The sequence below is a fragment of the Streptomyces sp. NPDC051677 genome, assembly GCF_044453465.1.
Lineage (GTDB): Bacteria > Actinomycetota > Actinomycetes > Streptomycetales > Streptomycetaceae > Streptomyces.
On the sequence record NZ_JBITCT010000127.1, the window covers coordinates 1 to 4009 of the forward strand.

Sequence of the window (4009 nt, forward strand, 5' to 3'; positions counted from 1 at the left end):
GAACAGGCGACGGCCGAACCAACGAATCTGAACACCCATCAACCCCTGCTGACCAGCTGATCAGCACATCCCGCATGACGGGGGAACCTCAGTCCCGCAACCGCCGACACCGAACGGGAACGACTGTGCACCATCACGGTTACCTGTGGACCGGCCCGAAAGAGCGCTTCGACAATGAGGCGCTACGACGACCGCCGCATGCCGGTCCGCCCTCGGCCGGAAGCAAGCCGGAACTGATCCAGCGGTACCGCGAGGTGGCCGCAGAGTTCCCCACTTCTGATCTGCCGCCCCTGGAAACGGCCTACTGGCTCATCAAGCCCCGCACCCTCGTTCGCGGCACGTGGGACGAGTCAAAGGAAGCGGCGTACTGGCTCGGTGAACGGCTGGCCGAGTACGCGCCCCGGTTCGCCTCGGAGAGGGACCGAGACACCACACGCCTGGCCCGGCTGGTGAACTCTGCTGCCGAGCGACTGCGCTCGGGCGCTGATGTGTCATACGGCTTCTACCTGGAACGCCCCTCGTATCTGTCCCTGGCAGTGGTCACCTGCTCCCCGAATCGTGCGAAGGCTGAACTGCCCTGCCCAGTCGCGTAGTCGAACCAAGCTCAGTCTGAAGGTAGGTGCTCCCGGCGCATCGGTGAGCACTCCCCTTGGACAGCAAGGCCAGCACCTCAGTGGCTAGAGCTTGGGTTGCGTGTTCGAGCAACGCGGCCGGGCAGCCATCGCAACCATGCTGACGCCCGGCGCGGACGACCCCTCGGAGGCGACAGCGGTTGCCTGATCCGCGTACGACAACAGCCCCCGGCAGCATGCCGGGGGCTGTGTTGTTTGTGCAGGTCAGTGGCTGTTTTCAGCCCGGAATCCGCCCAGGATTCCCCAGTATGACGCCCAGGAACGGCCCCGATCGGGCCGCAACGGGCAGAAAGCCAAGGGTGTCCCTCCGGACCTTCGAAACAGCTTCTGACCTGCAAAAACCCTGCTAGGGCAGGTTCCGCGCCATCACTATGCGCTGGACCTGGTTCGTGCCCTCATAAATCTGCGTGATCTTGGCGTCGCGCATCATCCGCTCGACCGGGTAGTCGCGGGTGTAGCCGTAGCCGCCGAGCAGCTGGACCGCGTCCGTCGTGACCTCCATGGCCACGTCCGACGCGAAGCACTTCGCGGCCGCGCCCTGGAAGGTGAGGTCGGAGTCCAGGCGTTCGGACTTGGCGGCTGCCGCGTAGGTCAGCTGGCGGGCGGCCTCGATCTTCATGGCCATGTCGGCGAGCATGAACTGGATGCCCTGGAAGTCGGCGATCGCCTTGCCGAACTGCTTGCGCTCCTGGACGTAGCCCTTGGCGTAGTCGAACGCGCCCTGGGCGACGCCGAGGGCCTGGGCCGCGATGGTGATGCGGGTGTGGTCCAGGGTCTTCATGGCGGTGGCGAAGCCGGTGCCCTCCTCGCCGATCATGCGGTCCGCCGGGATGCGCACGTTGTCGAAGTAGACCTCGCGGGTCGGGGAGCCCTTGATGCCCAGCTTCTTCTCCGGTGCGCCGAAGGAGACGCCCGGGTCGGACTTCTCCACGACGAAGGCGGAGATGCCCTTGGAGCGCTTGGCGGGGTCCGTGACCGCCATGACCGTGTAGTACTCGGAGACGCCCGCGTTGGTGATCCAGCGCTTCACGCCGTTCAGGATCCAGTGGTCGCCGTCCCTGACCGCCTTGGTCTTCATGCCGGCCGCGTCCGAGCCCGCGTCCGGCTCGGAGAGGGCGTACGAGAACATCGCGTCGCCCTTGGCCAGGGGCGTCAGGTACTTCTTCTTCAGGTCCTCCGAGCCGGAGAGGATCACCGGGAGGGAGCCCAGTTTGTTCACCGCGGGAATGAGGGAGGAGGAGACGCAGGCGCGCGCCACCTCCTCGATCACGATGACCGTCGCCAGCGCGTCCGCGCCCGTGCCGCCGTACGACTCGGGAACGTGCACCGCGTGCAGATCGCTCGCCACCAGGGCGTCCAGCGCCTCCTGCGGGAAGCGGGCCTCCTCGTCCACCGCGGCGGCGTACGGCGCGATCTTCGCCTCGGCCAGCGAGCGGATGGCGTCGCGGAGCATGTCGTGCTCCTCGGACGGGCGGTACAGGTCGAAGTCAGCCGATCCGGCCAAGGTGTCTCACGCTCCAAAGACGCTACGGTCACCGACGCTAATTACCGTTAAGTAACTCAAATTTTAGGGGTCCGCCCGACCGAGTGATACGTGACCTTGGCGACAGGGGTCCCCTGTTCCGACATCTGCCCGGTGAAGGGCGCTGACACGCCCCGACTATGCTCGGGCGCGCAGTGACGGCATCCCCCACCAGGAGCATCCATGGCCCTCAAGATCACCGTGATCGGCACCGGCTATCTCGGCGCCACGCACGCCGCGGCCATGGCCGAGCTGGGCTTCGAGGTGCTCGCGCTCGACGTCGTGCCCGAGAAGATCGAGATGCTGGAGCGGGGCGAGACCCCGATGTACGAGCCGGGGCTCGAGGATCTGCTGCGGAAGCACGTCGCCGGGTTCGAGGGGGCCAGCGGGCGGCTGCGGTTCACGATGGACTGGGCCGAGGTGGGGGCCTTCGGCGACGTCCACTTCGTCTGCGTGAACACTCCGCAGAAGCACGGCGAGTACGCGTGCGACATGTCGTACGTCGAGTCCGCGATCGGGTCGCTCGCCCCGCATCTGACGCGTCCGGCCCTCGTCGTCGGCAAGTCCACCGTGCCGGTGGGGTCCGCCGAGCGGCTGGCCCGGACGATCGCCGAGCTCGCGCCCGCCGGCGAGGACGCCGAGCTCGCCTGGAACCCGGAGTTCCTGCGGGAGGGCTTCGCCGTCGACGACACGCTGCACCCGGACCGGATCGTCGTCGGCGTGCGCAGCGAGCGGGCCGAGGCGGTGCTGCGGCAGGTGTACGAGACCCCGATCGGGGAGGGGTCGCCGTTCGTGGTCACCGACTTCCCGACCGCCGAGCTGGTGAAGACCTCCGCGAACTCCTTCCTGGCCACCAAGATCTCCTTCATCAACGCGATGGCGGAGATGTGCGAGGCCTCCGGCGGTGATGTCGCCAAGCTGGCCGAGGCCATCGGGCACGACGACCGGATCGGGAAGAAGTTCCTGCGGGCCGGGATCGGGTTCGGCGGCGGGTGTCTGCCCAAGGACATCCGGGCGTTCATGGCGCGTGCCGGCGAGCTCGGGGCCGACCAGGCGCTCACCTTCCTGCGCGAGATCGACTCCATCAACATGCGCCAGCGCGGCCAGATGGTCGAGCTGGCCCGGGAGGCGCTGGGGGGCGGGTCGTTCCTGGGCAAGCGGGTCGCCGTGCTGGGCGCTGCCTTCAAGCCGGACTCGGACGACGTACGGGACTCGCCCGCCCTCAACGTCGCCGGTCAGATCCATCTGCAGGGCGGGCAGGTCACGGTGTACGACCCGAAGGGGATGGAGAACGCCCGCCGGGTCTTTCCGACGCTCGGGTACGCGGACTCGGCCCTGGAGGCCGTCCGGGGCGCCGACGCCGTCCTGCATCTGACCGAGTGGCGGGAGTTCCGGGAGCTGGACCCGGCGGCGCTCGGCGAGGTCGCGACGACCCGGCTGGTCCTCGACGGCCGCAACGCGCTCGACCCCGTGCTGTGGCGCAAGGCCGGATGGACGTACCGGGCGATGGGGCGTCCCACCGCCTGACCTCACAGGTGACGCCGGTTCGGCCGAGGCTCAGTCGGCCGAACCGGCGTCTGCTTGCATTCTGCACCACCGGCCCGCCCCGCGGTCGGTGAACTGCTTCGGGCGGGCTGTTTCGTCGTATCCGGGCAGCCGGGATGATGCCGTCGGCGAGAGCCGCATCCCGTCGCCGAAGCTCTGATCCCCCGATGGCGGCGTGCCGAGCACCTCGCCGACGAGCTCCAGGCGCCGCTCTAGCCCCCGTTATGTTCTTCGCGGTCCTGCAACGGGGCCGCTGGCCTCCGGGCCCGGCATGACTGTGTCCCCCTGTCGAAGGCATGACCTGGGGGGT

The 4009-nt window shown here is 68.3% G+C and carries 3 protein-coding genes; 2 read left to right on the forward strand and 1 reads right to left on the reverse strand.

What is annotated here, in order from left to right; translation table 11 throughout:
* Nucleotides 1–125: 125 nt before the first annotated feature.
* Nucleotides 126–593, forward strand: coding sequence for a hypothetical protein (locus ACIBAF_RS49065; RefSeq protein ID WP_399473344.1), 468 nt, complete (start codon nt 126–128; stop codon nt 591–593).
* Between the two features lie 385 nt (nt 594–978).
* Here the strand turns inward: ACIBAF_RS49065 and ACIBAF_RS49070 are convergent, their stop codons facing one another.
* Nucleotides 979–2136, reverse strand: coding sequence for an acyl-CoA dehydrogenase family protein (locus ACIBAF_RS49070; RefSeq protein WP_399473340.1), 1158 nt, complete (start codon nt 2134–2136; stop codon nt 979–981).
* A 201-nt stretch (nt 2137–2337) separates the two neighbouring features.
* On the opposite strand from ACIBAF_RS49070, the gene ACIBAF_RS49075 reads away from it, so the two are divergent.
* On the forward strand, nt 2338–3681 hold the full coding sequence (locus tag ACIBAF_RS49075; protein WP_399473342.1) for a UDP-glucose dehydrogenase family protein: 1344 nt from the start codon (nt 2338–2340) through the stop codon (nt 3679–3681).
* Nucleotides 3682–4009: the final 328 nt, after the last annotated feature.